Genomic DNA, 23,254 nt, shown 5'->3' with positions numbered 1-23,254 from the left:
ACGCCTGACCGGACCCGCGGCGCCTCGAACGGCGGGTTCACGTCCACGACCGAGGCGGCCCCTACCGCCGCGCCTAGGGCGCGAATCGAGTCGTGGCCGTCGACGTCACCGGCCTACCGGTGGCCGCGCTGGTGGTGCCCGCCGATGCTGGTGCGCCAGTCGTCACGCCACCGCATGATGCGGGCAACAACAACCGCAACGCAGTCGTCCGCGACCCCGAGGGCACCCTGGCGGAGTTCGTCGCCAAGCGGTCCTAGCGGCACGCCGCTCCAGCGCGACCGAATCTCGGCAGATCCGGTCCAGCTGATCGCGGCAGATCCGGTTGAACCGCAGCGCACGCTCTCGGCGGTACGAGCGTGCAAATCACGGCCACTGCGGCGTGCCGTCACGGCCGAACCAGCCCTCGAGGTCAGACCACCTGACGACAAACTGGGACTGCCGACCCGACGCGGCACTCGCACGCCGCATCGTTACCCACCGCAGGTACGGTTCCGTCCCCGCGACGCCCGACCCCTGACTCACTCCGGCTGGAATACGCAGAACTCGTTGCCCTCCGGGTCTGCGAGGACATCCCAATCGATCTCCGCGCCGCGACGGCGCATGACGATCGCACCAAGCTCGACGAGTTCCTCGCAGTCTCCGTACACGTCCAAGTGCATCCGGTTCTTGACCGACTTCTGCTCGGCGACCGGATTGATCCAGATCAGGGGTCCGCTCCCAGCCGGGTCGACGATCGGCGTCGGCCACGCCGCCGGCCGAGTCCAGCCATCGTCGCGCGGATACAGCTCATCCGATCGCCGGTAGCCAAGGGCGGCGCACCACCAGTCTGCGAGCGCCTGGTGGTCGACCGCGTCGAGCGCGATGTCTTTGAAACGTGCCGGCACCCGTTCATCGTGGCACAAGGGGAGTCGGCGCCTTCGGCGCCTCGTCCGGGTGGCGGGCGCTCGCCCCAGAAGAGCGGCTACGCGCACCATCAGCGGCCAGATCCGGGCGAGCGTAGCCGTCCTCAACGCGGCAGATCCGGACGCGACATCGGTCCTGTGAAACGCTGCGCTCGTGGTGACTCGGCACGGCAGGTGGAAGGTCTCAACGGCGACGACTTCTGAGCAGATGACGTGGAGGAGGCTCTACCGCGCCTACGGCGAGGAAGCGGGCTACGTGGTCAGCGACGAGCATCTTTCGCGTGTCTGGTCCTGGATCATGCGCAGTGACGGGCAGACCAACTGTCTACTACTGCATGACAGCACGGTCCCGGACGCTGTGGGGCTCGCTCACTACCGACCGTTCGAGAGGCCCATCACGGGCTCCATCGGGTGTTATCTGGACGATCTGTTCGTCGACACCGTGCAGCGAGGGCATGGCGGAGCCCGCGCCCTGCTCGAACACCTCGCCGGGTTGGCAGGGGCATCCGGATGGACAACCGTTCGATGGACCACGAAACCAAGCAACCCTGCCCAGTCTCTCTACGACTCTGTCGCCGCGCGCAACCCCGTCATCACCTTCGACATGGATCCGCGAGTCGACTGACCACGGGGCAGCGGTCGCTCGCCCGGCTCATCGGCAGATCCGCGCACTGTCAGCGGCAGATCCGGATGTTCGCTAGGACCGCAGGAACGTGTCCTCGATGAGCACCTCGGGAGTCACGCGTACCCGCGTTCGACCCGAGTGCCCTGCAGATCCGTACTCCAACAAGATCTCTGCCGTCTCTCCGACGCCGGCGACGGTTAGCAGAGTCGCCATCTCGCGATGGACGTCCGTTACGACGACGTCACCTCTTCGGTGTCGTACCCGCACGCTGCTGTCGGTCACATCCCATGTCACGTGGACGGTTTCGCGGCTGCCCGTGACGGGGTAGACCACCTCACGCACGAACTCGTCGCCGGAGACTGCCTCGGCGGTTGGTGTGACACCCAGGGCCGTCCACCACGCCTCGTCATCCGCAACCTGTAGTGATGTCACACGGGAAGTCTAGTGAGCGCATCTCGGCAGATCCGCGCACTATCAGCGGCAGATGAGTGCGTTCCCCTCCACAACGCGCGCACAATGACCCGATGGCCGTTGGCGGATGCATCTTCTGCGACATCGCTGCCGACCGATCGCCCGCCCGGTTCGTCTATCGGGACGAGTCGGCGTGCGCTTTCCTCGACACTGAACCAGTGAGGGCAGGTCACATCCTGGTCATACCGACAGCGCACATCACCGATCTGATGTCGGGACTCGCCACAGAAGGCATCGCGGGAATGGCCCAAGCACTGCACACGACCGCCGCTCTGCTCAGGGATCGCCTGGCCGCCGATGGCGTCAGTGTGTTCCAGTCCAACGGCGCGGCATCGGGACAGACGGTGGACCACCTGCACTTTCACCTCGTGCCTCGGTTCTCGGGCGACGGCAGACTGACGAGCAACTGGGCGCCTGCCCACGATGCGATGGACGCGCTCGACCGCACCCACGCCCTACTCATCTAGTGCCGTTGAGCAGCGACCGGATCTCGGCAGATCCGCGCACCATCAGCGGCAGATCCGGACGTTCTACGGCAAGTCGACCCCAGGCCTGATGGCGACGTCGAAGTAGTCGAGCAGGGTGTCGGCGATGAGTGGGGGCATCTCCTCGGCGGCACGCTGGACACCAACCTGGGCTTCGATTTCCCAAGCGATGACGCGACGGAGTTGCTCAATTACCTCAGCGCGGTCCGTGCTCATAGGACTGAGCATCTCACCAGTCGTCGCACTCACCTTGGCATGACCGGACACACGGGTCGCGGCAGATCCGGATACCGTCAACCTGTCGGTCAGGGCACTTAGAGTTGTCTCCAATGAACAGTTCGCGTAGTTCGCTCAGGATCGCAACCACCCCTGACGTCCCACAACTTCTACGGTTGTGGGGCCTGCTCTTTGAGAAGGACGAGGCTGCTGAAGACGAGCCGTGGAGGAGCCACGCTCAAGAGTGGTTCGCCCAGTACGTCGGCGACTCCAGCACCGCTCGTTTCCCAGTCGTCGACATCGGTGGCGAAATCGTCGCAACCGCAATCGGCACCCTCGAACTGGGCGTCCCCAATCCCATGTGTCCCCATGGGCGAACCGTTCGGCTCGCGAATGTCATCACTCTTCCCGAGCACCGCGGCTGCGGGTACGGAACCTTGCTAGTCCGCGACGTAGTCGAGTGGGCTAGGTCGATCGATGCAGATCGGGTGGACCTCAGTTCTACGGAGGAAGGACAGGGCCTCTACGGCAAGGCGGGTTTCGTCTTGACGTCTGCTCCGCGCATGAAACTCGTTCTCTGACGGGCGCGACCAAGCCAAACAAACGCCCTGTCATCGGCATGAGCGGAAGTCCGTAGCACGGCCATAGGAACGGTGTGCAATCGTGCAGCGAGGACATTCGGCATAGGGAGCGGCGTGGCGACGAGGACCGTGGAGAATCACGTTGACCTTCCGGAGCCTCCGGCAGCGGTTTGGCAGCGGGTCGTTAGTGCCGAAGGCATAAATCACGAGATGTGGCCCTGGATGACAATGACCATGCCGCGCCGAGCGGCGGGACTGACGGTAGAGACTCTCCCGCTGGGCCAGCCCATCGGTCGCGCTTGGCTCCGACTGTTCGGCCTCGTCCCGTTCGACTTCGACCACCTGATGATCGATGAACTTGAGCCGGGCGTCCGGTTTCTGGAGCGCTCCACCATGTTGAGCATGCGGCACTGGGAGCATGAGCGGACGTTGACACCGGTCCCGGAGGGCACCCGAGTTCATGACCGCGTCACCCTGCAGCCCCGCCTGCCCGTTCCTGGACTCTCCATGCTGCTGGCGCGCATAGTCGGCGCCTTCTTCCGGCATCGACACAGACGGCTGCACAAGCACTTCACTACTGGTGATGTGCCGCGACCGACGACGTTCTCGACGCGCTTCTATCGTTGAGCTGCGCCCGCTCATCGGCTACTAGGAAACTTCCCGCAGGATCGGTGTCCGGCCAGACTTCGATCCAGGTGATCGGCGCGACGCTCTCTTATCGGCTGCCCACCGATGGTGTGGCCCTCATCTGGACTGCGCCTCGTCGGTCACCGTGACGAGGAGTGGCTCCAGAGGGGTCTGCCCGGCTCGTAGTAGCAATGCCCACCTCGTCGTCCTGCTGGTTCCCAGTTGCGAGGTGCGGATGAGCAAGACGCAGGCAGTGATCATCGGGGTCGATCCCCACAAGATGTCGGTGACGATCGAGGTCGTCGACACCCACCAGCAGCTGCTCGGCACGGGGCGGTTCGCTACAGACAGAGCCGGTCACGCAGCACTCCAGCGTTACGTGAAGCAGTGGCCCGACCGCGTCTGGGCCGTCGAGGGAGCCAACGGCGCCGGTCGTCCGCTGGCCCAACGACTCGTCGCCGCCGGCGAGCAGGTCGTCGACGTTCCGGCCAAGCTCGCGGCCCGGGTGCGGCTCTTCGACACCGGCACAACCGCAAGACCGACGCCCTGGACGCCCACTCCATCGCTGTCGTCGCGGTCCGCACGGCGGACCTGCGGGTGCTGGTCGAGGACGGTGAGCCCGAAGCCCTGCGGATGCTCACCGACCGCCGCGACGAACTCGCCCACCAACGCGTCCAGACCCTCAACCGGCTGCAGCGACTGCTCAGCGAACTGCTGCCCGGCCAGCGCAAACGCGACCTGTCCGCTGCCCAGGCCAAGACGGTGCTGGCGACCGTGCGACCCCGTGACATCGCCGGCAAGACCCGCCGTCGGATGGCCGCTGAAGAGATCGCCGACCTGGTCGCGGTCGACGCCACGCTCAAGCGGATCAAGGCCGAGCTGAAGGCCGCGGTGCTCGAGCGTGGCTCGCACCTGATGGACATCTACGGCATCGGACCGGCAGGCGCGGCACGGGTGCTGGCCGAGGTCGGTGACGTGGCACGGTTCGCCGACCGCAACCGGTTCGCGTCCTGGACCGGCACCGCGCCGCTGGACGCCTCGTCCGGCGAGCAAACCCACCACCGTTCGTCGCGGGCCGGGAACCGGCGGATGAACCACGTCCTGCACGTCGCCGCGATCGTGCAGATCCGCCACGACACCGAAGGCCGCGCCTACTACCGACGCAAGCTCGCCGCCGGCAAGACCCCCATGGAAGCACTGCGCTGCCTCAAACGGCGTCTGTCCGACGTCGTCTACCGACAGCTCGTCGCCGACGCCCAGAAACACGATGGAGCGGGCCCGGGAGGGCACTGCGGGGCGACACTTCAATCCAGCGCGGTCGGACTCGCACCCGCTCATCGACACTTCGGATCAGCCACTTCCCGGACCCGCGCAGCCGACGCTACGCCGACCATCTCCCCGTCGGAAGACCCTCACAACGAGCACTCCTCGACACAGAGGGGTGCCAGATCCGGCAACCGGCGTCGCCAAAAGGGACACCGAGTGAGATCCATGGTGCTCCGGGGACGACGCCGCCCACGTCTGCTCCAGCCGTCACGACCTCGTGCAGCACGCCCTCGCGAGCCTTCACCCGGTGTTAATTTCTTTGGCCTCAGGCCGTGGGTCCACGGCGGAGATGGGGGTGATCCACGACTGGTGGGTGGCGCTGTTCTTGGTGATGGCGAGCAGGGCGTCCATGTGGGGCTCGAGCCCGGTGACCTTGTCGAGGGGAACGCCGACGATCAGCTGGAAGCCGAGACCTCGCCACGCCTGGACGGCACGGCCCGCGAACTCGGAGTCGGCCTTGACGAACCCCTCGTCGAGGAACACCGGCGCGAACCGCGGGCGGGAACGCATCTCGTCTCCCAGCCGGAAGCGGAGCGCGGAGCCGACGATGAAGGCGACCAGCTCCTGGCTCTCGCCGCCGCTCTTCTCCCCCAGCGTGCGGTAGGTGGCACGCAGCTCGCCGGTCGCGTGGTCGTAGCGCTCAGCGCTGATCTCCACGTGGCGGCGTACATCGAGGAGACGCTCGCGGTTGGTCAGCGTCGTCGCGGCGTCGCCGACCTGGCTGGGCTTGCGAAGCTGCTGCATGAAGCTGCTGAGCTCGGCGAACCGCTTCTCCAGCGCCTCCTCCGTGAGAGCGGTGGTGGAGCCCGAGGAGAGGGTCCGCAGATCCCGCATGAACGTCTGCACGTGGGCCGGTGCCAGGCGTCGGAGACGGATCCTGAGACGGTCGCCCGATGCGCCGAACTCGAGGCGCCGCAGGATCGCGTTGATCGGCTCGAGACGGTCCTCGATCTCCTCCACGCACGCCGCCATGGCCCCGACGAGGGGCACGAGGTCCTGACCGCTCCACTCGGTGAGGCGCCGCCTCCACTCGGCGCGGCGTGCGGCCAGGCCCTCACCCTGGATGTCCTCGAGGATGCGGGCGTAGTCGGGGTAGGAGTCCGCGGTCGAGCCGAGGTTGGGTGAGTCCCACTGGAACTTGTAGACCCGGAAGATCTGCACGAGGTCCTCGTCGACGCGCCTGACCGCGGCCTCGGCGTCGGTGACCGCCTCACGCAGTCGCTGGACGAGCCGCTGGGAGGTCTCGGCGAACCGCGCCAGGTCGTGGGGGTCGGCCGGCTCCGCGGCCGCGGCGAACTCCGCGGCCAGCGCCTCCTCCTGCCCCGGGCCGATGACGACGGTGCCGTCCTCCTCGATGGCGTGGATCCGGTCCTTGACGCTGTCCTCGGCGTCGACGAGCTCGGCGTGCGACGCGTTGAGCTCCCGCTGGCGCTGTTCGAGGCCGTAGCGGGCCCGGCGCGCCTCCTCGAGTCGGGCGGTGAGGTCGTCGATCTGGGTGTCGAGCGCCTGCAGGCGGTCGTCGGACTCCAGGATCACCGAGCGGCGCTGCTCCAGGTGCGCGATGCGGCGGTCGCTGCCGTCGACGTCGAAGTCGTCGAACCGCGCGGTCGCGACGGCGTCGTAGGAGGTGCGCTGCCGCTCGAGCACGCGCGCCTGCAGGTCCAGCTGGCCGAGCTCCGCGGAGACGGCGTCGAGCTGCTCCTCGAGGTCGGCAAGCTCGGCGTCGATGTCGGCGATCGCGTCCTCGTTGGAGAACCCGATGATGCTGCGCGCGTCGTTGCGCCCGTGGGCGCCTCGTCGGCCGTTGCGGGTCTGGCCGGCGAGGGTGACGCGGAAGCCAGGGCCAGCGAGGTCCTCGGCGGACTCGACGCACAGAGCGTTGCGGGACGGCTCCTCGACGTGCGCCCGGACCCACCCGGTGAAGGGCGTGTCCTTGAACGCGAGCTTGCCACCGACCCGTTCGGGATCAGCCGGTCCGGGGTCGGGCAGGTCGAGCTCCACCCCCTCGAAGACGAGGCGCCCGCGCAGGTGCAGTCCGTCGATGGCGGAGGAGAACCGCTCCAGGTGCTGCAGCGGGACCAGCATCATCCGGGCGCTGGCGCCGAGCACCGTCTCGATGGCGGTGCGCCACCTCGCCTCCTCGGCAGCGACGTCGACCAGCTCGGCAACGAACGGCAGGTCGTCAAGGCCGAGCCCGCTTGCTCGCGCCACCTCCGCGCGCAGCTCGTGCATGCGGGCCGGCATCCGGCCCGCGCGGCCCTCCATCGACGCCCGCTCGCGACGCAGCTCAGCCTGTCGCTGGCTGAGGGGGAACTGGCTGCGCAGCACGGCGTCACGCTCGCGCCGCAGCCGCTCCTGTTCCCGCTGGTAGCCGGCGAGCCACTGTCGGGCGTGCAGCTGGAGCACGGCGAATGCCTCGCTGGACAGCAGGGCGCCGTCGACGTCGGGCGCGTGGGCGTCTGTGGCGTCGATGAGTGGGAGCATCCGCTCCTGGAGGATGGTGCGGCGGGTCAGCCGGTCCTCCCGGACGACCTGCTCCTGCTCCAGGGACAGGGCGAGTGACTGGAGGGTCGCTCCCCCGGCAGCCCGGTGTGCTTCCTGTGCGGCCTCGAGGTCTGCGAGGTGGGTCCGCTCGACGGACGTGGTCGCGCTCAGCTCGTCGGCGGCCGCCGCCCGCTCGGCCCGGTTGTCGGCGACGGCGGCCTCGATCAGTCGCAGGTGGGCCCGGAGCAGCCACATCCGCAGTGGTGTGTCACCGCCCTTCGTCACCCCGTAGGCATCGAGCTCGTCCAGTCGTCGGGTCGCGGCCACCTTGCGGTCGTGCAGCTCGGTGATCGGCCCGAGCAGCTCGAGCTTCTGCTCCTCGGTGCGCATCGCTGAGTGGGCGGTGTCGAGGTCGTCGAAGTGCTCGATCGCGCGGTCGGCAGCGGCGAAGGTCGAAGGGCGCTCGAGGACCATGTCCTTGTAGAGCTCGTCGACGCTGCGGACCTGGTTGCCGGCCTGGATCCGGGCGAGAAGCCGCAGCGCCTTGGCGCCGTCGCCGTTGGCTCCGATGCCGAGGCGGGCGTGCAGCACGGCCGCGTACTCGGCGTAGGTCCGGTGCACCCGGATCCCGGGGAAGATCTTCTTGAGCGTGTTGGCGTGGAACCGCTCGGGCACCGCGACCTCGAGCAGGTCGAGCGTCAGCGCGCCCTCCTGCGTCGCGAGCTGCATCTGGACGTCGCCGGAGCGGGTGGCGCGGCGCGGGACGTAGTAGGTGCGCAGCGCAGTGAACCGGCCGCCCCGGTCGTTGACGAACGTCATCGCGATGGCGCCCCACGTGTCGGAGCCCTTGCCGCGCAGCAGCTGCTCGACCGGCCGCCCGGTGCGGGGGTCGTCGATGACGTCGACCGCGCCCCGGAGGTACGACAGCAGGTTGCGCTGCCCGGCCCCTCGGGCGCGGCCGGCGACCGCGTCGTTGGACGCGCCGTTGAACTTGGTGTCGGACGGCATCATCAGCGCCGTGTAGGCATCGAGGATGGTGCTCTTGCCGACGCCGGAGGCGCCGGAGATCATCGTGGCGTCGCCGCGCAGCGGCACCACCGTGAGTCCGCCGAACCCACCCCAGTTGACCATCTGCAGCAGCGACGCGCGCCATTGCATGGTGTCGTCCGAGGGGGTGGCGACGTCACGCTGCGCGAAGAGGCCGCTCACGTCCGCCGTGTCAGTCCGGTCGATGGACACGCTCACTGCTCCCTCGCGTCGTCGTCGGCGGCGTGGCCGTCCGGGTCGGGCTCGTCGTCGAAGAGGTGGGACGACTCGGGCTCCGGGAGCACCTCGCTGCTGTTGGCCGCCATCAACGCCTCGAGCAGCTCTTGCAGGAGCTCGAGCGGCAGCAGCGGCTCCACGGCCTCGCTGATCTCGAAGCGCTCGTCGTTGCCGGAGGGGATGAGCAGACCGGCCTTGACGACGCTGGCGACCGCATTGCGCGCCCGCTTCTCGTCGCCGGCCTCGTCGGTGGCGTGCGCGGGTCGGAAGCTGGCGACGTAGGACACGACGTCCTCGCGGTCGATGAACACGCGCGCGTCGCCGCCGGCCAGCCCGGCGCGCAGCCGGTCGCGTAGGTGCACCAGGACGAGCGTCTCCTCGCGCGACCACGCGGCGTCGTAGAGCAGCGTCGGGAACCGGCTGCCCGTCTCGGATGTTGCCTGTCGCTTCCAGGCCACCTCGCTCGAGCGGTCGACCTGCAGGTCGAGGAACAGCTCGTTGAGGCGGGAGCGGATCAGCCGTTCGTGCTCGACGAGCACCGGCCAGTCGCGTGGGTGGGTGCGCGCGCTGATGAAGCGCTGCTTGAGCAGCGTGACGAGGACCCGCCGCTGCGCGTACTCGAGGCCGCCCTCGTCGCCCTCGAACAGGGAGACCGAACCGTCGTCGAGCAGGTCCTCGACGAGTCCGTCGTCTGTTGCCGCCTCCGCGTCCGCGTGGGGCGCGGTCTCAGGCGCGGTGTCGGTCTCGACGCTCATGCGCGGGTCTCCCTGTCGTGCCGGGTCTCGTCCAGGTCTGGGTCGGGCAGCGGCGTCCGTGGCACCGCGAAGAGGCGCGTCGTTCCGTCGGGACGGACGGTCGCGTAGGACTCGGTCTCGTCCTCGGCCAGCCACTCGCGGTCGGCGGCGAGGTGGAGCAGGCCGAATATCTCGACCGGCCTGCGCAGTGACGGCTCCAGGTCGTCGAACAGTGCGCCGAGGGAGGCGTAGGGGAGCAGCGAGGAGGAGGCGGCGTCGAGCCGCTCACGCAAGGTCGTCAGCTTGGGCCCACCCTGCGACACCAGCTCTGCGAGCGAGACCGTCGGCGCCAGGTCTGCGTCGACCACGGTGAGGCGCTCGGGCAGCACGTGGTCGGCAGGGTCGTAGAAGCGCTCGCGCAGGTGGTCGATGCTCGTGCGCGCGGGGAGCAGCGGTACGTCGTGGGTGGCGCGCGGCCCGGTCGTGGCCATCCACGTCATCAGCTCGGCCTCCACCTGGCGCAGCGTCTGCTCGAGCTCGCGGTCGCGCGCCGCGTCGTGGGAGACGATGTACTCCTTGAGGGTCGCCGTCACCCGCGACCGTTGCGCAAGCACCCGGTCGAGGCCGTCGCGGACCACCCGCACGGTGCCGCGCAGCTCGGCTCGGTCCGCGTCGCTGAGGATCCGGTCCGACAGGGGGTGCTCGAGCAGGTCGGTGAGGTCCTCGCGAAGCTGCGCCACCATCGCGTCGTCGCGCAGCAGCGCGAACGCACCTTCGAACGCACGTCCTTCGTGGGTGGCCGTCATGAGCGCGTCGGCGCGAGCCAGGTAGTCGTCGATCACCTCACCCGCCGGCCGGTCCTCGGCTCGGAACGCTGCGAGGATCTCGGCGCGGATGGTCGTGAAGCGCTCCTCGACGCGAGCGAAGTCACTCGGCAGCGCCGAGATCAGCGACAACAGCTCGGTGAACCCTTCGAGCATGTAGTCCTCGGTGGCGCCCTCCAGCACACCACCGTCGACCAGCCGATCGCGCTCGGCTCGCAGCCGCGCGATCTCCTCGTTGAGGATCGTGACTCGGGCCGTCCGATCGGGGTTGGCCTCGGAGTTGAAGCGCCGGACCGTGCCGAGGATGGTGGCGACCCGGTGCTCGCTGAGCGTGGCCCGATCGCGCGCCAGGTTCTTCACCAGCTCCAACGCCTGCTGCGCGTGCGAGGTCAGCACGTAGACCTCGTGTCCGCCCTCGTCGAGCGATCGGACCAGCCACTGACCGCGCATCCAGCGCTGACAGATGTCGCGGCCGGTGCCACTGGGGACGTCCTGCTCCCCCGCCAGCCTCATCTGCGCGACGTGCTCCTCGACCTGCGTGTGCAGGCGAGCCGTGGGGATCGGGTTGTTGTTGCGGCCGAAAGCAGTGCGGAAGATGGTGATCACCACGGGCGCCTGCCGTTGGTGGAGCAGCGTCAGCGTGGGTTGGCCGAAGGCACCCTTGACGCGCGCGAGCTCGCCCGTGATCTCGCTCAACGTCTAGGCCCCCACTCGTTCCCACCTGGTGCTCGGGGCGCAAGCATGACAAAGCCCCCCGACAGGAGGGATGGCGACCCGCGAGTTGCGCGGCGATGCGGAGCGGGTCACGACCGGCTAATCGGCTCTCACGCGTCTGGTGTCGTGCGCCCACATCGCGACCTCGACGCGGTTGCGGGCGCCGAGCTTGGCCATCAACGACGCGACGTGGGTCTTGACCGTGCTCAGGCCCACGAAGAGCTCGGTGGCGATCTCGGCGTTGGTCCGGCCCCGTGCCACCAGCGCGAGCACCTCCTCCTCGCGCTCGGTGAGCGGGGTGACGGGCTGGACCGGTGCCACCGGCGCGTGGTCGGCGAAGGTCGCCAGCAGCCGGCGGGTGACGTTGGGGGCGATCAGCGCGTCCCCGTCGGCCGCGGCATGGATGGCCTGCACGAGGAGCTCCGGCCCTGCGTCCTTGAGCAGGAAGCCGCGGGCGCCGGCGCGCAGCGCGCCGAGGACGTACTCGTCGAGGTCGAAGGTGGTGATCACGACCACCGCCATGGGGTCGGGCACGTCCGGCCCGGCCAGGCGCCGCGTCACCTCGACGCCGTCGAGCCCGGGCATCCGGATGTCGACGAGGAGGACGTCGGGACGGAGCCGGGTCGCCAGGTCGAGCGCCGCGAGCCCGTCCGCTGCCTCCCCCACGACCTCGAGGTCGGGTTGCGCGCCGAGGATCATCACGAGCCCGGTCCGGACCAGGTCCTGGTCGTCGGCCACGACGACGCGGATGCTCATGCCGGCGCCTCCACCGGCAGCACGGCCTCGACCACCCAGCCGCCCTCGGGCCGCGGGCCCGCGGAGAACGACCCGCCGAGGAGCTGGACGCGCTCGGCCATGCCCAGCAGGCCGAACCCGGGCTTCGGCGCTGGCCCCGGCTCGGCCCGTCCGTCGTCGCTGACGCGCAGCGTGACGGCGTCGCCCTCGCGGCGTACGTCGATCCCGACGCGGGTCGCGCTCCGCGCGTGCCGTACGGCGTTGGTGAGCGCCTCCTGCGCGAGCCGGTAGAGCGCGGCGTCCACGGGTGGTGCCAGCCGCGACAACGAGCCGTCCACCGAGACCTCGACCGCGGGCGTCGGGTCGGCGCGGGCCAGCGCAGGCAGGTCCGCGACACCCGGCTGCGGTGCGTAGGCGACCGCCTCCTCCTCCCGCAGCACCCGCACCATGGACCTCATCTCCGCCAGCGTTCGCGACGCCTCGGACTCGATCGCGGCCAGGATCTCCGCAGCCCTCTCGGGCTGGGTGCCGGCGACGACGCCACCGGCCTGGGCCTGCACCGCGATGGCCGAGACGTGGTGGGCCACCGTGTCGTGCAGCTCGCGCGCGAGCGCGACCCGCTCCTGGTTGCGGATCTCACGCTGCTGGCGGAGCCAGAGGTCCGCGCGGTAGCGGAACACCGCCGCGAGGGCGATGACCAGCAACAGCAGGACGGTCCCGCCGAAGATGTCGGCCCAGCCCGCGGACCCGGCGTACATCCCCAGCGCAACGACGACCGCCACGAACGCCGTACCCACGACCACCTCGCGGCCCGAGCCCCACCGCACCAGGGAGTAGAGCAGGACCAGCACGGCCGCCATGGAGTAGAGGCCGAGGTCCCCGTCGTGCGCGGCCACCTGGAGCACGGAGAGCACCCCCGCGACGCCCCACCCCACCAGGGCGGTCACCAGGGGGCGATGCCGCCGCCGGAGCAGCGCAGGAACCAGCGCCAGGGCGAGCACCGTCACCAGGGGCCGCCAGGTCACGCCCGGTCGAGCGGCGCCCTCGACCAGGACGCCGGCCGCGAACACGCCCACCAGCAGCCAGTCGGGCCGGCCGACGGGTGGGGCGTCGGCAGGCCGCGGCTCGTGCCAGACGGAGCGCGGGACGGTGACCACAGCGCCAGCCTAGGGAGCGGGGCGCCTCGGCGTGCCCGCCGAAAGTACGAGCGAGGAACCGTGCCATCGGCCGGGCGAGCTCCGGCCTCGAAGCCGAGGCGCCCGCGACGTGGCGCAGGGACCGTGGACGCACCGATCCCCACCACGACAACGGAGCCCGACATGAATGCACCTCACCGCACGCCCCTGGAAGACCGGACGATCCCCGTGCAGGCCAAGCTCGCCGCCGCGTGGACGAGCTTCATGTTCCTGTACGTCTACGTGGACGTCCTCGGCTTCTACACGCCCGGCATGGTCGAGGACATCCTCGACGGCAAGGTCTACGAGTTCGACCTCTCCCAGACCTTCTCGGTGGCGGCGCTGACCGCCCTGGCCGTCCCGATCTTCATGGTGGTGCTGTCGACGACGCTGCCTGCCAGGGTGAACCGCACCACGAACCTCGTCGTGGCCGCGCTCTACGTGCCCTTCACGGTCTTCAACATCGCGGGCGGGTTCTACCTGTACTTCTACGGGCTCGGCGTCGTGCTGGAGCTGGTCCTCCTCGCCCTCGTCCTGCGGTGGGCCTGGACCTGGCCCCGCACCGCGCCGACGGCGACCCCGCCGAGCAGGGCGACCCGTCCGGCGCGGGACGCCGTTCGCGCCCGGCAGCAGGCGTGACCCCGCGAGCGGCGGCTCAGCGCACCACCATGACCGGGCAGCGCGCCCGGTGCAGGACGGCGTGGCTGACGGAGCCGAGGAGCAGTCCGGCGAAGGGGTTGAGCCCCCGCGACCCCACGACGACAAGCGAGGCGTGCTTGGACGCCTCGATGAGGGCCGCAGCCGGCGCGAGCGCGATGAGATCCGACTCGATGTCCACCTCGGGATGGCGGGCGGCCGCCGCCTCGACGGTCGCGGCGAGGCGCTCCCCCTCGTCGTTGAGGAGCCGGCCGAGGGCGTCCGGCATCTCTCCGTGTCGGTCGACGTGGACCGTGCCGACGGCGGCCGCCCGCACCGCGGACACCGTCTCGCCGGTCGCCCGGGCGTGCCGGCACGCGACGTCGAGCGCAGCGTCGCTCGCGGCGGACCCGTCCACACCGACGACGATCCGCCGGGCGTCCGACGCATCGGCGACCCGGACCACGATGACCGGGCACGCAGCGTGGGTCGCGAGGTGCTGGCTCACCGAGCCGACGAAGAGCTCACCGGCCAGGCCGTGTCCGCGACCGCCCACCACGAGGAGGGCGGCATCGCGGGAGAGGTCGACCAGGGTCGTCACCGCAGGGCCGTGCGTGCGGACCACGGTGGCGGCGTCGACGGGCGCCTTGGCCAGGATCGCCGTGGCACGCCGCTCCACCTCGATCCAGTGGTCGGCTGGCTGCCACGCGACACCGGGCGTGGCGCCGGTCTCCTCGACGATGGCCACGGTCACCGGGCGGCGTTGGAGCTGGGCATCTCGCACCGCCCATCCCAGTGCGAGATCCGCGTCGGTGGACCCGTCGTAGGCGACGAGGATGCTGCGCGTGGTGTCGTCCATGAGGCGAGCATGTACGTGCGCGGGCGACCATCGCCAGAGTCGGAGGTCCCGTCGCCGGCACCGCGGGGGCCTCAGCCCGCCGGACCTCCGGGCCGTGACGGCCGTCGGGTGGCGCCCAGGTGGGGCGGCGTGGGCAGGACCCCCGGGCGGTGGAACCCGGGCAGCCCGAGCAGGACGGCGGCGAGCACGGCACCCATCCAGTCGAGCGTGAGGTCGCCCACCGTGTCGGCGTACGCCGTGCCGGCCTCGCCCGAGCGGGTGACGAACGCGAGGTACTCCCACACCTCCCAGGCGACCCCGAGGGTCATGGCCACCGACACCGACACCTCCAGCCGCCGCCGCAACGGCGCCTCGACGGCGCCGGAGAAGATGACCGCAGCGGCGCCGAGCAGACCGGTGTTGACGAAGTGGACGAGGTCGTCGAACCACACCACCTGGTCGTAGAGGTCCAGCCGGTTGCCCAGGATGTCGGAGAACGCCGGCACGGTGACCATCAGGTCGGCCAGCCACGGGTAGGGCCCCGCCGGGCGGCGCAGCCAGTAGACCAGCGGCACCAGGAAGGCGAGCAGCGGATAGGTGACCGCACGGGTGCCGGGTGCCTTGCCCTCCAGGTTGCCCCAGGCGGGGTCGATGGCCACCCGGGCCATGGCCAGGACCAGCACCACCTTGGCGAGCAGGTCGAGGACGATCACCCACGAGGGGACCACGCGTGGATGCACGCCCTCGGCGAGCGAGCTCACCCCTCACCCCGTCCCTGCCGGCCCGGCGGGCGGCGCGGCGCCGGGATCCGCGGCGGCGGGGGGTCGTCCGACGACCGGGGCATCGCCCGCGGCGCGTCAGTCACCCGAGCGCGCGACGGGGATGCGCGTCGGCTCGGACACCTCGCCGTCGGACGGGATCGTCACGGTCAGCACGCCCGAGGCGTACGACGCCGTCACGTCCTTGCCCGTGCTCCCCTTGGGCAGCGGGAGGCGGCGGCTGAACGACCCGAAGCGCAGCTCGCTGTGGTGGTCGTCGTGCTCCTCGTGCCGCCGCTCGCCGTGGATGACGAGGTAGCCGTCGTCGACGGTGACGCTGACGTCCTTGTCGGGGTCGATGCCGGGGAGGTCCGCCCGCACGACGTACTTCCCGTCCTCGCGGTACTCCTCGACGGGGATGAAGCCCTCGTCGTACGACTGGCGGAAGGGGGCCACCGTCTCGAGCCAGTCCACCATCTCGGCGAAGGGACTCTGGGTGCGTCGCGTCAGTGCCATGGGCGTGCCTCTCGGTCGGGGTCTGGTCTCCCCCATGCTCGTCCGCCGCACGGCGCCCCAGCAGAGGCGCACGGACCGGGCCACTCGACCCGGGACCTCTGCTCGGTGGGGCATGCGGGGGCGGCTCGACGAGCCGGTCACCACCCCCGACGCCACGCCCGCTCGCCGCCCCAGAGCCGGTCGCCGGGGCGCTCGGGCACCGCCACCGCGATCCACTCCTCGAAGCGCTCCTGGTCGCGTCGCTGGAGCTCGTCGAGCAGCCGTCGCCGCTCCTCGACCAGGACCATCCGCCGGGGCACCGAGGTGCGCCTGTGCACCACTTCGTCCGTGGTCCAGTCCCACCAGCGGATCAGGTCGCGCGTGGCGAGGAGCTCGACCGGACCGCTGCAGCTGCGCAGGGAGTGGGCCAACAACCGCGAGCGCACCGTCCGGACGAAGGCCGGGGAGCTCCCCACCAGCAGGGCTCCGACCAGCAGCCCGACGCCGCCCCAGGCGGCGACGAGGGCATCGCTCGTCGTCGCTCCCACCCCGAGCCAGACCGCGCCCCTCCTCGCCCACGCCCACCGGTCGTGCCGGTCCTCGGCGAAGACCAGCCCCAGGAGCGCGCCGAACACCGCCATCGCGGGACCGAGCACCGCCAGGCGCACCCACCCGCCGGTCGGGACGTCGTACGACACGCTCGACACGACGACGACCGTGGTCACCACCGCCCACACCCAGCGGTACACCCTCATCCCGTCCACCTCCGGCTCGCGGCACGGGCCGCCGCCGGGCGGGCCCTGCCGCTCCCCACGGTGCCCGCAGCGCCGCCCGGCTCCCAGAGGCAGCCGGCCGGTGCCGACCAGCCGGTGGGCGGCTCGGGCACGGGGCCGACGTCATGGGGCGCGGCGGGCCGGCTCGCGCGCTGCCCGGCCCGCCCCGGACGGCCCCCGAGGGACCGGGTAGAAGGGCACTGCCCGCCTCGGGTGGGCGACGGCACGCTGGTCTGCGAGGAACGTCTCGAGGGAAGGCTGAGCGATGTCGCAGACACTCGTCGTGCCGGTGCCGGCGCTGCGCCGGATCATCGCGGGTGCCGCCAGCGCCCCGAGCGTGCGCAACACGAAGCCGTGGCGCTGGCGCGCGTCGGCCGACGTGCTGGAGCTGTTCGCCGACCGCAGCCGGCGCCTGCCGTCGACGGACCCGGACGGCCGCGACATGGTCATCAGCTGCGGTGCCGCGCTGCACCACGCCCAGGCGATGGCCGCTGCGCTCGGCTGGAGCGCGACCGTGACCCGACGCCCGGACCCCGAGCGCCCCGACCTGCTCGCCCGGCTGGACCTCGCGTCGGGCACCCCTGCTCCCGGGGGCGACGCCGTGCTCGCGGCCGTCGAGCAGGAGGGCGCCGACCCGCGGCCCCCCGCCTCCCGACCGGTGCCACGGGAGCATCTCGAGCACCTCGCGGCGGCGGCGACGACCTGGGGCACCATCGGTCGGGCACTCACCGACCGCGACGAGCGCTCGAGGGTCGACCGGCTCATCTCCCGCGCGGCGACGCTCCAGGGCCAGGACCGCGCCGCCGTCTCGGAGCAGGAGGCGTGGATCGCCCGGGCCACGCCGGAGGGCTTCGCACCACCCGGACCGGTGGACGGCCTCGTCATGCTCCTCGACCGTGACGACACGCCGGAGAGCTGGCTGCGGGCCGGTGAGGGCCTGAGCACGATGTGGCTGGCCGCGGCCGAGGAGGGGATGTCGATCGTCCCGCTCTCGCAGGTGATCGAGGTGACGCAGACCCGCGAGGCGCTCCGGGCCGAGGTCCTCGACGGGCTCGGTCACCCGCTGCTGCTGGTGGGCGTCGGCTGGCAGCCGACGGGCCGCACGGACCTCCAGCAGTCACCCCTCCGCGTACGCCGGCCCGACCCCCACCTGGCCCACGGGCACTGACCACCGACGGGGCCGGGGATCCGTCGCTCGCTCGCGCCCGGACGAGGGTCCCTGGGAGGTGGGGACCTTGGTCCCGGCCGATCATGGACGTCCTCCTCTCCACGCGACCCCACCGGTCGGCCACAGTGGAAGTACCGGAAGACATCCGGAATCGTGAACCGAGGAGGAGATGACGATGAGCGTCATCCACCGCCAGCACCACATCAGCACCGAGGGCGTCACCACCTCCGCGACCGAGGAGGTCACCCGTCCGGGCCTCGCCCGCGCCCTCGCCGTCCTGCGGATCGCCTTCGGAGTGACCTTCCTGTGGGCCTTCCTCGACAAGACCTTCGCCCTGGGCTTCCACACCGGCTACGACCAGGCGGGCAACCTCGACCGCTTCGGCCCCGCCGCCTGGATCAACGGCGGCAGCCCCACCGAGGGGTTCCTGTCCTTCGGCGTCCCGGCCGACAACCCCTTCCACGGGTTCTTCACCTCCCTGGCCGGACACGCCTGGGTCGACTGGCTCTTCATGGCCGGCCTGCTCGGCATCGGCCTGACCCTGCTGCTCGGGGTCGGGATGCGGATCGGCACCGCTGCGGGCGCCCTGATGTACGCCTTCATGTACCTCGCCGCGTTCCCGCTGGAGAACAACCCCATCGTCGACGACCACCTCATCGGCGTCATCGTGATGGTCGTCCTCGCCCTCGGCGCGGCCGGCATGACCTGGGGCCTGGGCCGCTGGTGGAGCAACACCGCACTGGTCCGCAGGTTCCCCATCCTCCGCTGACACCAACCCACACCCACACACCCGGACCCGGCGCCCACGGCGCCGGGTCCTCTCGCGTGCGAACGGCCACGCGGGCAGCGCCGGCGCCGCCCCTCTCGTCAGGTGCCGCGTGCCGCACGGCGGCGCCGCAGGGTGCTGGGCAGGGTGAGCACGAGAGCGAGCACGATGCCGAGGAACATGCCGATCGTGTTGGCGGCGACGTCGCGCGGGTCGGACACCCGCCCCGGGATCTCGCGCTGGACGCTCTCGATCATCGAGGTCAGCACGATGCCGGCGGCCAGGGCCACGAGCCACAGCCGAGAGCCGACGAGCAGCAGCAGGAACATCCCCAGCGGGACGAAGAGCCCGATGTTGGCGAGGAACTCGAACCGCTCCACGCTGAGCCGGCTGGTGATCGGGTCGAGGTCGGGGTAGCGCTCGAGCCGGGCCAGGATGCGACCGGCCAGGCCCGCGTAGTCGGGCTGCTCCGCCCCGGGCGTCAGCGTGACCAGCCCGACGAACCCCAGGTAGAGCAGTGTCATCAGGCCGAGGAAGGGATGTCGGTGCAGCACCCGACCCATCATCCGGGTCGTACCTGAGCGGGGCACCGCCGCGTCCGGCGTCGGTGGCATCGGGGAGGCTGTCCCCATGACGCGCGTCCGCCTCTCCCTCCTGCCGGGTGAGCGGGTGCTGGTCGCCGACGGCAGTGCCTCCCGCGAGCTGCCGCTCGGCGCGCTTCCGGCCCACGTGCGCGAGCGGGAGGACGGGCCCGACGCCCCGCGGTGGGTGTGGGACGACACCGCCCGCTGGTATCCCGGGCTGCTGGCGGCAGGCGTGCGGGTGACGAGGTGCCACGACCTCCGGCTCTGTCGTCGCGTGCTCTCCCGGGCACCCGCCGTCGACCGGTCCTTCCTGCGCGGCGACCAGGCCGACCTGTGGGACCTGCTGCGGCCGTGGTCCGCGGAGCGGGTGGGCGACCCCGTCCTGTTCGGCGCCGACGACGCGGCCGAGCACCTGCGCGCCGACCTCGAGGACGACCGCCAGCTCGCCGCGATCGCTGCCTCGCCGGAGCAGCCGAGGCTCGCGCTCCTCGTCGCGGCGGAGTCGGCCGGCGCGCTCGCGGCCGCCGAGATGACGCACGCGGGGGTCCCGTGGCGGGTCGACGTCCACGAGGCCCTGCTCACCGAGCGGCTCGGCCCACGCCCGGTGCGCGGAGCGCGCCCCCGCCTGCTCGAGGAGTGCGCCGACGACCTGCGCCGCCTGCTCGACGCCCCCGCCCTCAACCCCGACTCCCACCCCGACCTGCTCGCCTCGCTGCGCCGCGCCGGCATCGACGTCGGCGACATCCGCGCCTCGACCCTGCGTGCGGTCGACCACCCGGTCGTCGAGCCGCTGCTGCGCTACAAGTCGCTCGCCCACCTCTTCCAGACCAACGGCTGGGCGTGGCTCGACGACTGGGTGCGCGACGGTCGCTTCCGTCCCGTCTACCAGCCGGCCGGCTCGGCCACCGGGCGGTGGTCGTCCAACGGCGGGGGCGCGCTGTCGATCCCCGCGCAGGTGCGCTCGGCCGTCGTCGCCGACGACGGCTGGACCTTCGTGGTCGCCGACGTCGCGCAGCTCGAGCCGAGGGTGCTCGCCGGGATGAGTGGCGACCGTGGGCTGGCCGCGGCGGCGCGGGGTGCCGACCTCTACCAGGGGATGGTCGACGCCGGCGCGGTCGCGAGCCGTCAGGACGCCAAGCTCGGCCTGCTCGGGGCGATGTACGGGGCCACCAGTGGCGAGAGCGGACGGATGGTCGCGGGGCTGACCCGCCGCTACCCGCAGGCGTTCGGCCTGGTCGAGGAGGCCGCACGGGCGGGCGAGCGCGGCCAGGTGGTGCGCACGCTGCTCGGGCGTGGCAGCCCGTCACTGGGCGGGACGTGGGAGGAGTCGCCCGACGCGACGCCGCCCGACCTCGACGCGCTCGACCGGCAGCGTCGCGCCTTCGGCAGGTTCACCCGCAACTTCGTGGTGCAGGGCACGGGCGCGGAGTGGGCGCTGTGCTGGGTCGCCGACCTGCGCAACCGGCTCTGGCGACTCGGCGACGGCGCGCTCACCGACCGGCCCCACCTCGTGTTCTTCCTCCACGACGAGGTGGTCGTGCACACTCCCGCCGCCCTGGCCGACGCGGTCGGCCGGGAGGCCAGGGCGGCGGCGGAGGACGCGGGCCGGCTGCTGTTCCGCGACCTCGCGGTGGACTTCCCGCTCACCGTGACCGTCACGCGCTCCTACGCAGAGGCGGGCAAGCCCGGAGCCACGGCGGTGGGTGGCCCACCGGAGGGCCCGGCCCTATCGTGAGCGCATGAGCGAGCACGACGACATCGCCGGAGCGGACATCGACGACATGTTCGACACCGACGCCGGCCCGCAGCCGGTGTGCCGGGTCTGCGGCGCGCTGGTGGCCGCCACCGACGTCTACCGCCGCGCGCACTGGGACTGGCACGAGGCGTCCAACGGCGCCTGAGGTGGCGCCGGTCTCACGCCCCCTGGCCGAGCGGCTCGATCTCACCACGCTCGACGAGGTCCTCGAGGGCCGTGCAGCACCCGGACTCCCACCCGCCGGCGCCGTCCTCGAAGGAGACGACGGCCTCACCCGCGCACGCGGGGTCGCCCCGGTCCCCTGACTGCTCGCTCCGGTGGTAGGAGCACCGTCCCTCGGCCGCCGGTCCACCGGCCGCGTGCAGGGACGGGTCGAACGTCCGCGACTGCCTCATGCCGCTCCCCTTCCTCTGGCTGTCCGCCCGTCCCACCACGGTGCCACGGCCGCTGCCGCGGGGTCCTCACCCCTGTGGTCCTGGTCTCATTCCGCGCGACTGGCGCGCCATTTCGGGTGGACGGGCGGGCCCGCGGGTTGCGTGCCGGCGCCGCTGTTTGATCTGTCGGCGGATGGCCACCGGATTCGAGCATCCGCGCGACCTGCCCACGCCCGACCCCGTCGACGAGCCGCACCCCGCCCTCGACGCGGCGATCGAGCCCACCGCGCCGCGTGAGCGCGGCCTGGACAGGCTCGTCTTCGGCGTCACCGCCGTCGTCAGCCTGGCGTTCCTGGCCTGGGGCTTCATCAGCACCGACAGCCTCGCCGACGCCTCGGGCAAGGGGCTGGCATGGACGATGGAGAACACCGGCTGGCTCTTCGTCCTGACCTCGAGCGGGTTCGTCGTCTTCGTCATCTGGCTGGCGCTCGGCAAGTTCGGCAACATCCCGCTCGGCCGCGACGACGAGCAGCCGGAGTTCCGCACGATCTCCTGGGTGGCGATGATGTTCAGCGCCGGCATGGGCATCGGGCTGATGTTCTACGGCGTCAGCGAGCCGATCACCCACTTCATCGCTCCCCCGCCCGGCACGGGTGCCGCCGGCGAGGCCGAGGCCGCGCAGAACGCCATGGCCACGACGATGTTCCACTGGACGCTGCACCCCTGGGCGATCTACGCGGTCGTGGGCCTCGCTGTGGCGTACGGCGTCTACCGCAAGGGACGCCTGCAGCTGATCAGCTCGGCGTTCGAGCCGCTCATCGGACGCCACGCCCACGGGCTCGGTGGCAAGGCGATCGACATGTTCGCGATCTTCGCGACTCTCTTCGGCTCGGCCACCTCCCTGGGCCTCGGCGCGCTGCAGATCGAGTCGGGCCTCACGATCGTCGCCGGCCTCGGCGACACCGACAACGCGGCGCTCATCGGCATCATCACCGTCCTGACGGCCGCCTTCGTGCTCTCCGCCGTGTCCGGCGTGGCCAAGGGCATCCAGTGGTTGTCCAACATCAACATGGTCCTCGCGGTCGCGCTCGCCCTGTTCGTCTTCGTGGTCGGTCCGACCGTGTTCATCCTCAACCTGGTGCCCACCTCGATCGGCAGCTACGTCGCCGACCTCCCGATGATGGCCGCCCGCACTGCCGCCGAGGGCGCGGAGACCAGCGCGTGGCTCTCGACCTGGACGGTGTTCTACTGAGCGTGGTGGCTGTCGTGGACGCCGTTCGTCGGCATGTTCATCGCCCGCATCTCCCGCGGCCGCACCATCCGCCAGTTCGTCACCGGCGTGCTGCTGGTGCCGAGCATGATCAGCGTGGTCTGGTTCTGCATCTTCGGCGGCGCGGCGATCGACCTGCAGGAGAAGGGCACGACATCGCGGGCGCGGGTGGCCTGGAGAACCAGCTCTTCAGCACGCTCGAGGCCTACCCCCTGGCGACGGCGTCCAGCATCGTCGTGATGGTCCTGGTCGGCATCTTCTTCGTCTCGGGCGCCGACGCCGCGTCCATCGTGATGGGCTCGCTGTCCGAGCGCGGCACGATCCACCCCAGCCGTCCGACCGTCGTCTTCTGGGGCGTCGCCACCGGTGCCGTCGCCGCGGTGATGCTGCTCGTCGGTGGCCCGGACGCCCTCAGCGGGCTGCAGACGATCACGGTGATCGCGGCGCTGCCCTTCGTGCTGATCATGATCGGCCTGGCGGTCGCGCTGGTGAAGGACCTCGGCCAGGACCCGCTGGTCGTGCGGCGCAAGTACGCCCGCGAGGCCGTGGAGGCCGCCGTCATCACCGGCGTCACCGAGCACGGCGACGACTTCGTGTTCTCCGTGGAGAAGAGCGAGGTCGAGTAGGGCGGGCCGCAGACCGGGGCCGGCGAGACCGCGAAGAGCTGACGCCTA

General features: G+C 71.2%; 24 protein-coding genes and 2 pseudogenes. 12 read left to right on the top strand and 14 right to left on the bottom strand.

All coding sequences use genetic code 11. The features are described from left to right. Positions 1-92 precede the first annotated feature (92 nt). Complete coding sequence (locus AC3X7Z_RS18505; protein ID WP_489976840.1) at positions 93-257, top strand: hypothetical protein; 165 nt, start codon at positions 93-95, stop codon at positions 255-257. Between the two features lie 261 nt (positions 258-518). On the opposite strand, the gene AC3X7Z_RS18500 is transcribed toward AC3X7Z_RS18505, so the two are convergent. After that, positions 519-884 (bottom strand): VOC family protein, encoded by a 366-nt coding sequence (locus AC3X7Z_RS18500; RefSeq protein WP_186342669.1) that lies wholly within the window; start codon positions 882-884, stop codon positions 519-521. 172 nt (positions 885-1,056) lie between these two features. Between AC3X7Z_RS18500 and AC3X7Z_RS18495 the strand changes: the two genes are divergently transcribed. Then, entirely contained in the window at positions 1,057-1,527 is a 471-nt protein-coding gene (locus AC3X7Z_RS18495) for a GNAT family N-acetyltransferase (RefSeq protein WP_186342668.1), read from the top strand. Positions 1,528-1,599: 72 nt separating this feature from the next. Here the strand turns inward: AC3X7Z_RS18495 and AC3X7Z_RS18490 are convergent, their stop codons facing one another. Next, a complete protein-coding gene (locus AC3X7Z_RS18490; protein ID WP_186342667.1) occupies positions 1,600-1,959 on the bottom strand; it encodes a hypothetical protein in 360 nt (119 codons plus the stop codon). A 92-nt stretch (positions 1,960-2,051) separates the two neighbouring features. Here AC3X7Z_RS18490 and AC3X7Z_RS18485 point away from each other — a divergent pair, with 92 nt between their 5' ends. Continuing rightward, positions 2,052-2,465 (top strand): HIT family protein, encoded by a 414-nt coding sequence (locus tag AC3X7Z_RS18485; RefSeq protein ID WP_186342666.1) that lies wholly within the window; start codon positions 2,052-2,054, stop codon positions 2,463-2,465. A gap of 63 nt (positions 2,466-2,528) precedes the next feature. On the opposite strand, the gene AC3X7Z_RS18480 is transcribed toward AC3X7Z_RS18485, so the two are convergent. Next, positions 2,529-2,699 carry a hypothetical protein gene (locus AC3X7Z_RS18480; RefSeq protein ID WP_186342759.1) on the bottom strand — a complete coding sequence of 57 codons (171 nt, stop codon included), beginning with the start codon at positions 2,697-2,699 and terminating at the stop codon, positions 2,529-2,531. Between the two features lie 176 nt (positions 2,700-2,875). Here AC3X7Z_RS18480 and AC3X7Z_RS18475 point away from each other — a divergent pair, with 176 nt between their 5' ends. The 3 genes and pseudogenes from AC3X7Z_RS18475 to AC3X7Z_RS18465 all read left to right on the top strand — a co-directional run. Further along, positions 2,876-3,280, top strand: a complete 405-nt coding sequence (locus tag AC3X7Z_RS18475) for a GNAT family N-acetyltransferase (protein WP_206054362.1) — start codon at positions 2,876-2,878, stop codon at positions 3,278-3,280. A gap of 72 nt (positions 3,281-3,352) precedes the next feature. Continuing rightward, a complete protein-coding gene (locus tag AC3X7Z_RS18470) occupies positions 3,353-3,907 on the top strand; it encodes a hypothetical protein (RefSeq protein WP_489976839.1) in 555 nt (184 codons plus the stop codon). A 387-nt stretch (positions 3,908-4,294) separates the two neighbouring features. Continuing rightward, positions 4,295-5,092, top strand: a pseudogene (locus AC3X7Z_RS18465) (transposase); the annotation flags it as partial. A gap of 381 nt (positions 5,093-5,473) precedes the next feature. Here AC3X7Z_RS18465 and AC3X7Z_RS18460 read toward each other — a convergent pair. From AC3X7Z_RS18460 to AC3X7Z_RS18440, 5 genes are all read right to left on the bottom strand, one after another. Continuing rightward, positions 5,474-8,926, bottom strand: coding sequence for an ATP-binding protein (locus AC3X7Z_RS18460; RefSeq protein WP_489976838.1), 3,453 nt, complete (start codon positions 8,924-8,926; stop codon positions 5,474-5,476). 32 nt (positions 8,927-8,958) lie between these two features. Further along, on the bottom strand, positions 8,959-9,735 hold the full coding sequence (locus tag AC3X7Z_RS18455; protein ID WP_489976837.1) for a DUF4194 domain-containing protein: 777 nt from the start codon (positions 9,733-9,735) through the stop codon (positions 8,959-8,961). Continuing rightward, positions 9,732-11,234, bottom strand: a complete 1,503-nt coding sequence (locus tag AC3X7Z_RS18450) for a DUF3375 domain-containing protein (RefSeq protein WP_489976836.1) — start codon at positions 11,232-11,234, stop codon at positions 9,732-9,734. Before AC3X7Z_RS18450 ends, AC3X7Z_RS18455 begins: the two co-directional genes overlap by 4 nt. 117 nt (positions 11,235-11,351) lie before the next feature. Then, complete coding sequence (locus AC3X7Z_RS18445; protein ID WP_186342754.1) at positions 11,352-12,008, bottom strand: response regulator; 657 nt, start codon at positions 12,006-12,008, stop codon at positions 11,352-11,354. Continuing rightward, positions 12,005-13,144, bottom strand: coding sequence for a sensor histidine kinase (locus AC3X7Z_RS18440; protein WP_489976835.1), 1,140 nt, complete (start codon positions 13,142-13,144; stop codon positions 12,005-12,007). Before AC3X7Z_RS18440 ends, AC3X7Z_RS18445 begins: the two co-directional genes overlap by 4 nt. A gap of 162 nt (positions 13,145-13,306) precedes the next feature. On the opposite strand from AC3X7Z_RS18440, the gene AC3X7Z_RS18435 reads away from it, so the two are divergent. Further along, positions 13,307-13,801 carry a DUF6326 family protein gene (locus AC3X7Z_RS18435; RefSeq protein ID WP_186342760.1) on the top strand — a complete coding sequence of 165 codons (495 nt, stop codon included), beginning with the start codon at positions 13,307-13,309 and terminating at the stop codon, positions 13,799-13,801. A 16-nt stretch (positions 13,802-13,817) separates the two neighbouring features. Here the strand turns inward: AC3X7Z_RS18435 and AC3X7Z_RS18430 are convergent, their stop codons facing one another. The 4 genes from AC3X7Z_RS18430 to AC3X7Z_RS18415 form a co-directional block, all read right to left on the bottom strand. Continuing rightward, positions 13,818-14,657 (bottom strand): universal stress protein, encoded by an 840-nt coding sequence (locus AC3X7Z_RS18430; RefSeq protein WP_489976834.1) that lies wholly within the window; start codon positions 14,655-14,657, stop codon positions 13,818-13,820. Between the two features lie 71 nt (positions 14,658-14,728). Beyond that, positions 14,729-15,397, bottom strand: coding sequence for a DUF2238 domain-containing protein (locus tag AC3X7Z_RS18425; protein ID WP_186342751.1), 669 nt, complete (start codon positions 15,395-15,397; stop codon positions 14,729-14,731). Between the two features lie 96 nt (positions 15,398-15,493). Continuing rightward, positions 15,494-15,910 carry an Hsp20/alpha crystallin family protein gene (locus AC3X7Z_RS18420; RefSeq protein WP_186342750.1) on the bottom strand — a complete coding sequence of 139 codons (417 nt, stop codon included), beginning with the start codon at positions 15,908-15,910 and terminating at the stop codon, positions 15,494-15,496. Between the two features lie 137 nt (positions 15,911-16,047). Further along, positions 16,048-16,644: a hypothetical protein gene (locus AC3X7Z_RS18415; protein WP_489976833.1), complete on the bottom strand. Its 597-nt coding sequence runs from the start codon at positions 16,642-16,644 to the stop codon at positions 16,048-16,050. Between the two features lie 283 nt (positions 16,645-16,927). Between AC3X7Z_RS18415 and AC3X7Z_RS18410 the strand changes: the two genes are divergently transcribed. Continuing rightward, a complete protein-coding gene (locus AC3X7Z_RS18410; RefSeq protein ID WP_489976832.1) occupies positions 16,928-17,830 on the top strand; it encodes a nitroreductase family protein in 903 nt (300 codons plus the stop codon). A 175-nt stretch (positions 17,831-18,005) separates the two neighbouring features. Next, positions 18,006-18,599 (top strand): hypothetical protein, encoded by a 594-nt coding sequence (locus AC3X7Z_RS18405; protein ID WP_489976831.1) that lies wholly within the window; start codon positions 18,006-18,008, stop codon positions 18,597-18,599. 98 nt (positions 18,600-18,697) lie between these two features. Here AC3X7Z_RS18405 and AC3X7Z_RS18400 read toward each other — a convergent pair whose 3' ends face one another. Then, on the bottom strand, positions 18,698-19,210 hold the full coding sequence (locus AC3X7Z_RS18400; protein WP_186342515.1) for a VanZ family protein: 513 nt from the start codon (positions 19,208-19,210) through the stop codon (positions 18,698-18,700). Between the two features lie 16 nt (positions 19,211-19,226). Between AC3X7Z_RS18400 and AC3X7Z_RS18395 the strand changes: the two genes are divergently transcribed. Both AC3X7Z_RS18395 and AC3X7Z_RS18390 read left to right on the top strand, forming a co-directional pair. Continuing rightward, positions 19,227-20,915 (top strand): bifunctional 3'-5' exonuclease/DNA polymerase, encoded by a 1,689-nt coding sequence (locus AC3X7Z_RS18395; RefSeq protein WP_186342516.1) that lies wholly within the window; start codon positions 19,227-19,229, stop codon positions 20,913-20,915. Between the two features lie 4 nt (positions 20,916-20,919). Next, on the top strand, positions 20,920-21,081 hold the full coding sequence (locus tag AC3X7Z_RS18390; RefSeq protein ID WP_489976830.1) for a hypothetical protein: 162 nt from the start codon (positions 20,920-20,922) through the stop codon (positions 21,079-21,081). A 13-nt stretch (positions 21,082-21,094) separates the two neighbouring features. On the opposite strand, the gene AC3X7Z_RS18385 is transcribed toward AC3X7Z_RS18390, so the two are convergent. Beyond that, positions 21,095-21,331, bottom strand: coding sequence for a hypothetical protein (locus tag AC3X7Z_RS18385; protein ID WP_489976829.1), 237 nt, complete (start codon positions 21,329-21,331; stop codon positions 21,095-21,097). Here AC3X7Z_RS18385 and AC3X7Z_RS18380 point away from each other — a divergent pair. After that, positions 21,330-23,206, top strand: a pseudogene (locus AC3X7Z_RS18380) (BCCT family transporter). The gene AC3X7Z_RS18385 and the pseudogene AC3X7Z_RS18380 sit on opposite strands and share 2 nt — an antisense overlap. Positions 23,207-23,254 lie beyond the last annotated feature (48 nt).

This window comes from Nocardioides sp. Z24_21 (genome assembly GCF_058134345.1).
Note: the sequence above shows the minus strand (reverse complement) of the source record. Positions and strands in the feature narration are given on the sequence as shown.

What these genes read in the sequence shown, in the direction of transcription:
- AC3X7Z_RS18405 (WP_489976831.1), top strand. Translation starts at nt 18,006, where the DNA reads ATGAGCGTCATCCACCGCCAGCACCACATCAGCACCGAGGGCGTCACC.
- AC3X7Z_RS18430 (WP_489976834.1), bottom strand. Translation starts at nt 14,657, where the DNA reads ATGGACGACACCACGCGCAGCATCCTCGTCGCCTACGACGGGTCCACC.
- AC3X7Z_RS18435 (WP_186342760.1), top strand. Translation starts at nt 13,307, where the DNA reads ATGAATGCACCTCACCGCACGCCCCTGGAAGACCGGACGATCCCCGTG.
- AC3X7Z_RS18420 (WP_186342750.1), bottom strand. Translation starts at nt 15,910, where the DNA reads ATGGCACTGACGCGACGCACCCAGAGTCCCTTCGCCGAGATGGTGGAC.
- AC3X7Z_RS18445 (WP_186342754.1), bottom strand. Translation starts at nt 12,008, where the DNA reads ATGAGCATCCGCGTCGTCGTGGCCGACGACCAGGACCTGGTCCGGACC.
- AC3X7Z_RS18415 (WP_489976833.1), bottom strand. Translation starts at nt 16,644, where the DNA reads ATGAGGGTGTACCGCTGGGTGTGGGCGGTGGTGACCACGGTCGTCGTC.
- AC3X7Z_RS18480 (WP_186342759.1), bottom strand. Translation starts at nt 2,699, where the DNA reads ATGAGCACGGACCGCGCTGAGGTAATTGAGCAACTCCGTCGCGTCATC.
- AC3X7Z_RS18390 (WP_489976830.1), top strand. Translation starts at nt 20,920, where the DNA reads ATGAGCGAGCACGACGACATCGCCGGAGCGGACATCGACGACATGTTC.
- AC3X7Z_RS18485 (WP_186342666.1), top strand. Translation starts at nt 2,052, where the DNA reads ATGGCCGTTGGCGGATGCATCTTCTGCGACATCGCTGCCGACCGATCG.
- AC3X7Z_RS18455 (WP_489976837.1), bottom strand. Translation starts at nt 9,735, where the DNA reads ATGAGCGTCGAGACCGACACCGCGCCTGAGACCGCGCCCCACGCGGAC.
- AC3X7Z_RS18395 (WP_186342516.1), top strand. Translation starts at nt 19,227, where the DNA reads ATGACGCGCGTCCGCCTCTCCCTCCTGCCGGGTGAGCGGGTGCTGGTC.
- AC3X7Z_RS18385 (WP_489976829.1), bottom strand. Translation starts at nt 21,331, where the DNA reads ATGAGGCAGTCGCGGACGTTCGACCCGTCCCTGCACGCGGCCGGTGGA.
- AC3X7Z_RS18410 (WP_489976832.1), top strand. Translation starts at nt 16,928, where the DNA reads ATGTCGCAGACACTCGTCGTGCCGGTGCCGGCGCTGCGCCGGATCATC.
- AC3X7Z_RS18400 (WP_186342515.1), bottom strand. Translation starts at nt 19,210, where the DNA reads ATGCCACCGACGCCGGACGCGGCGGTGCCCCGCTCAGGTACGACCCGG.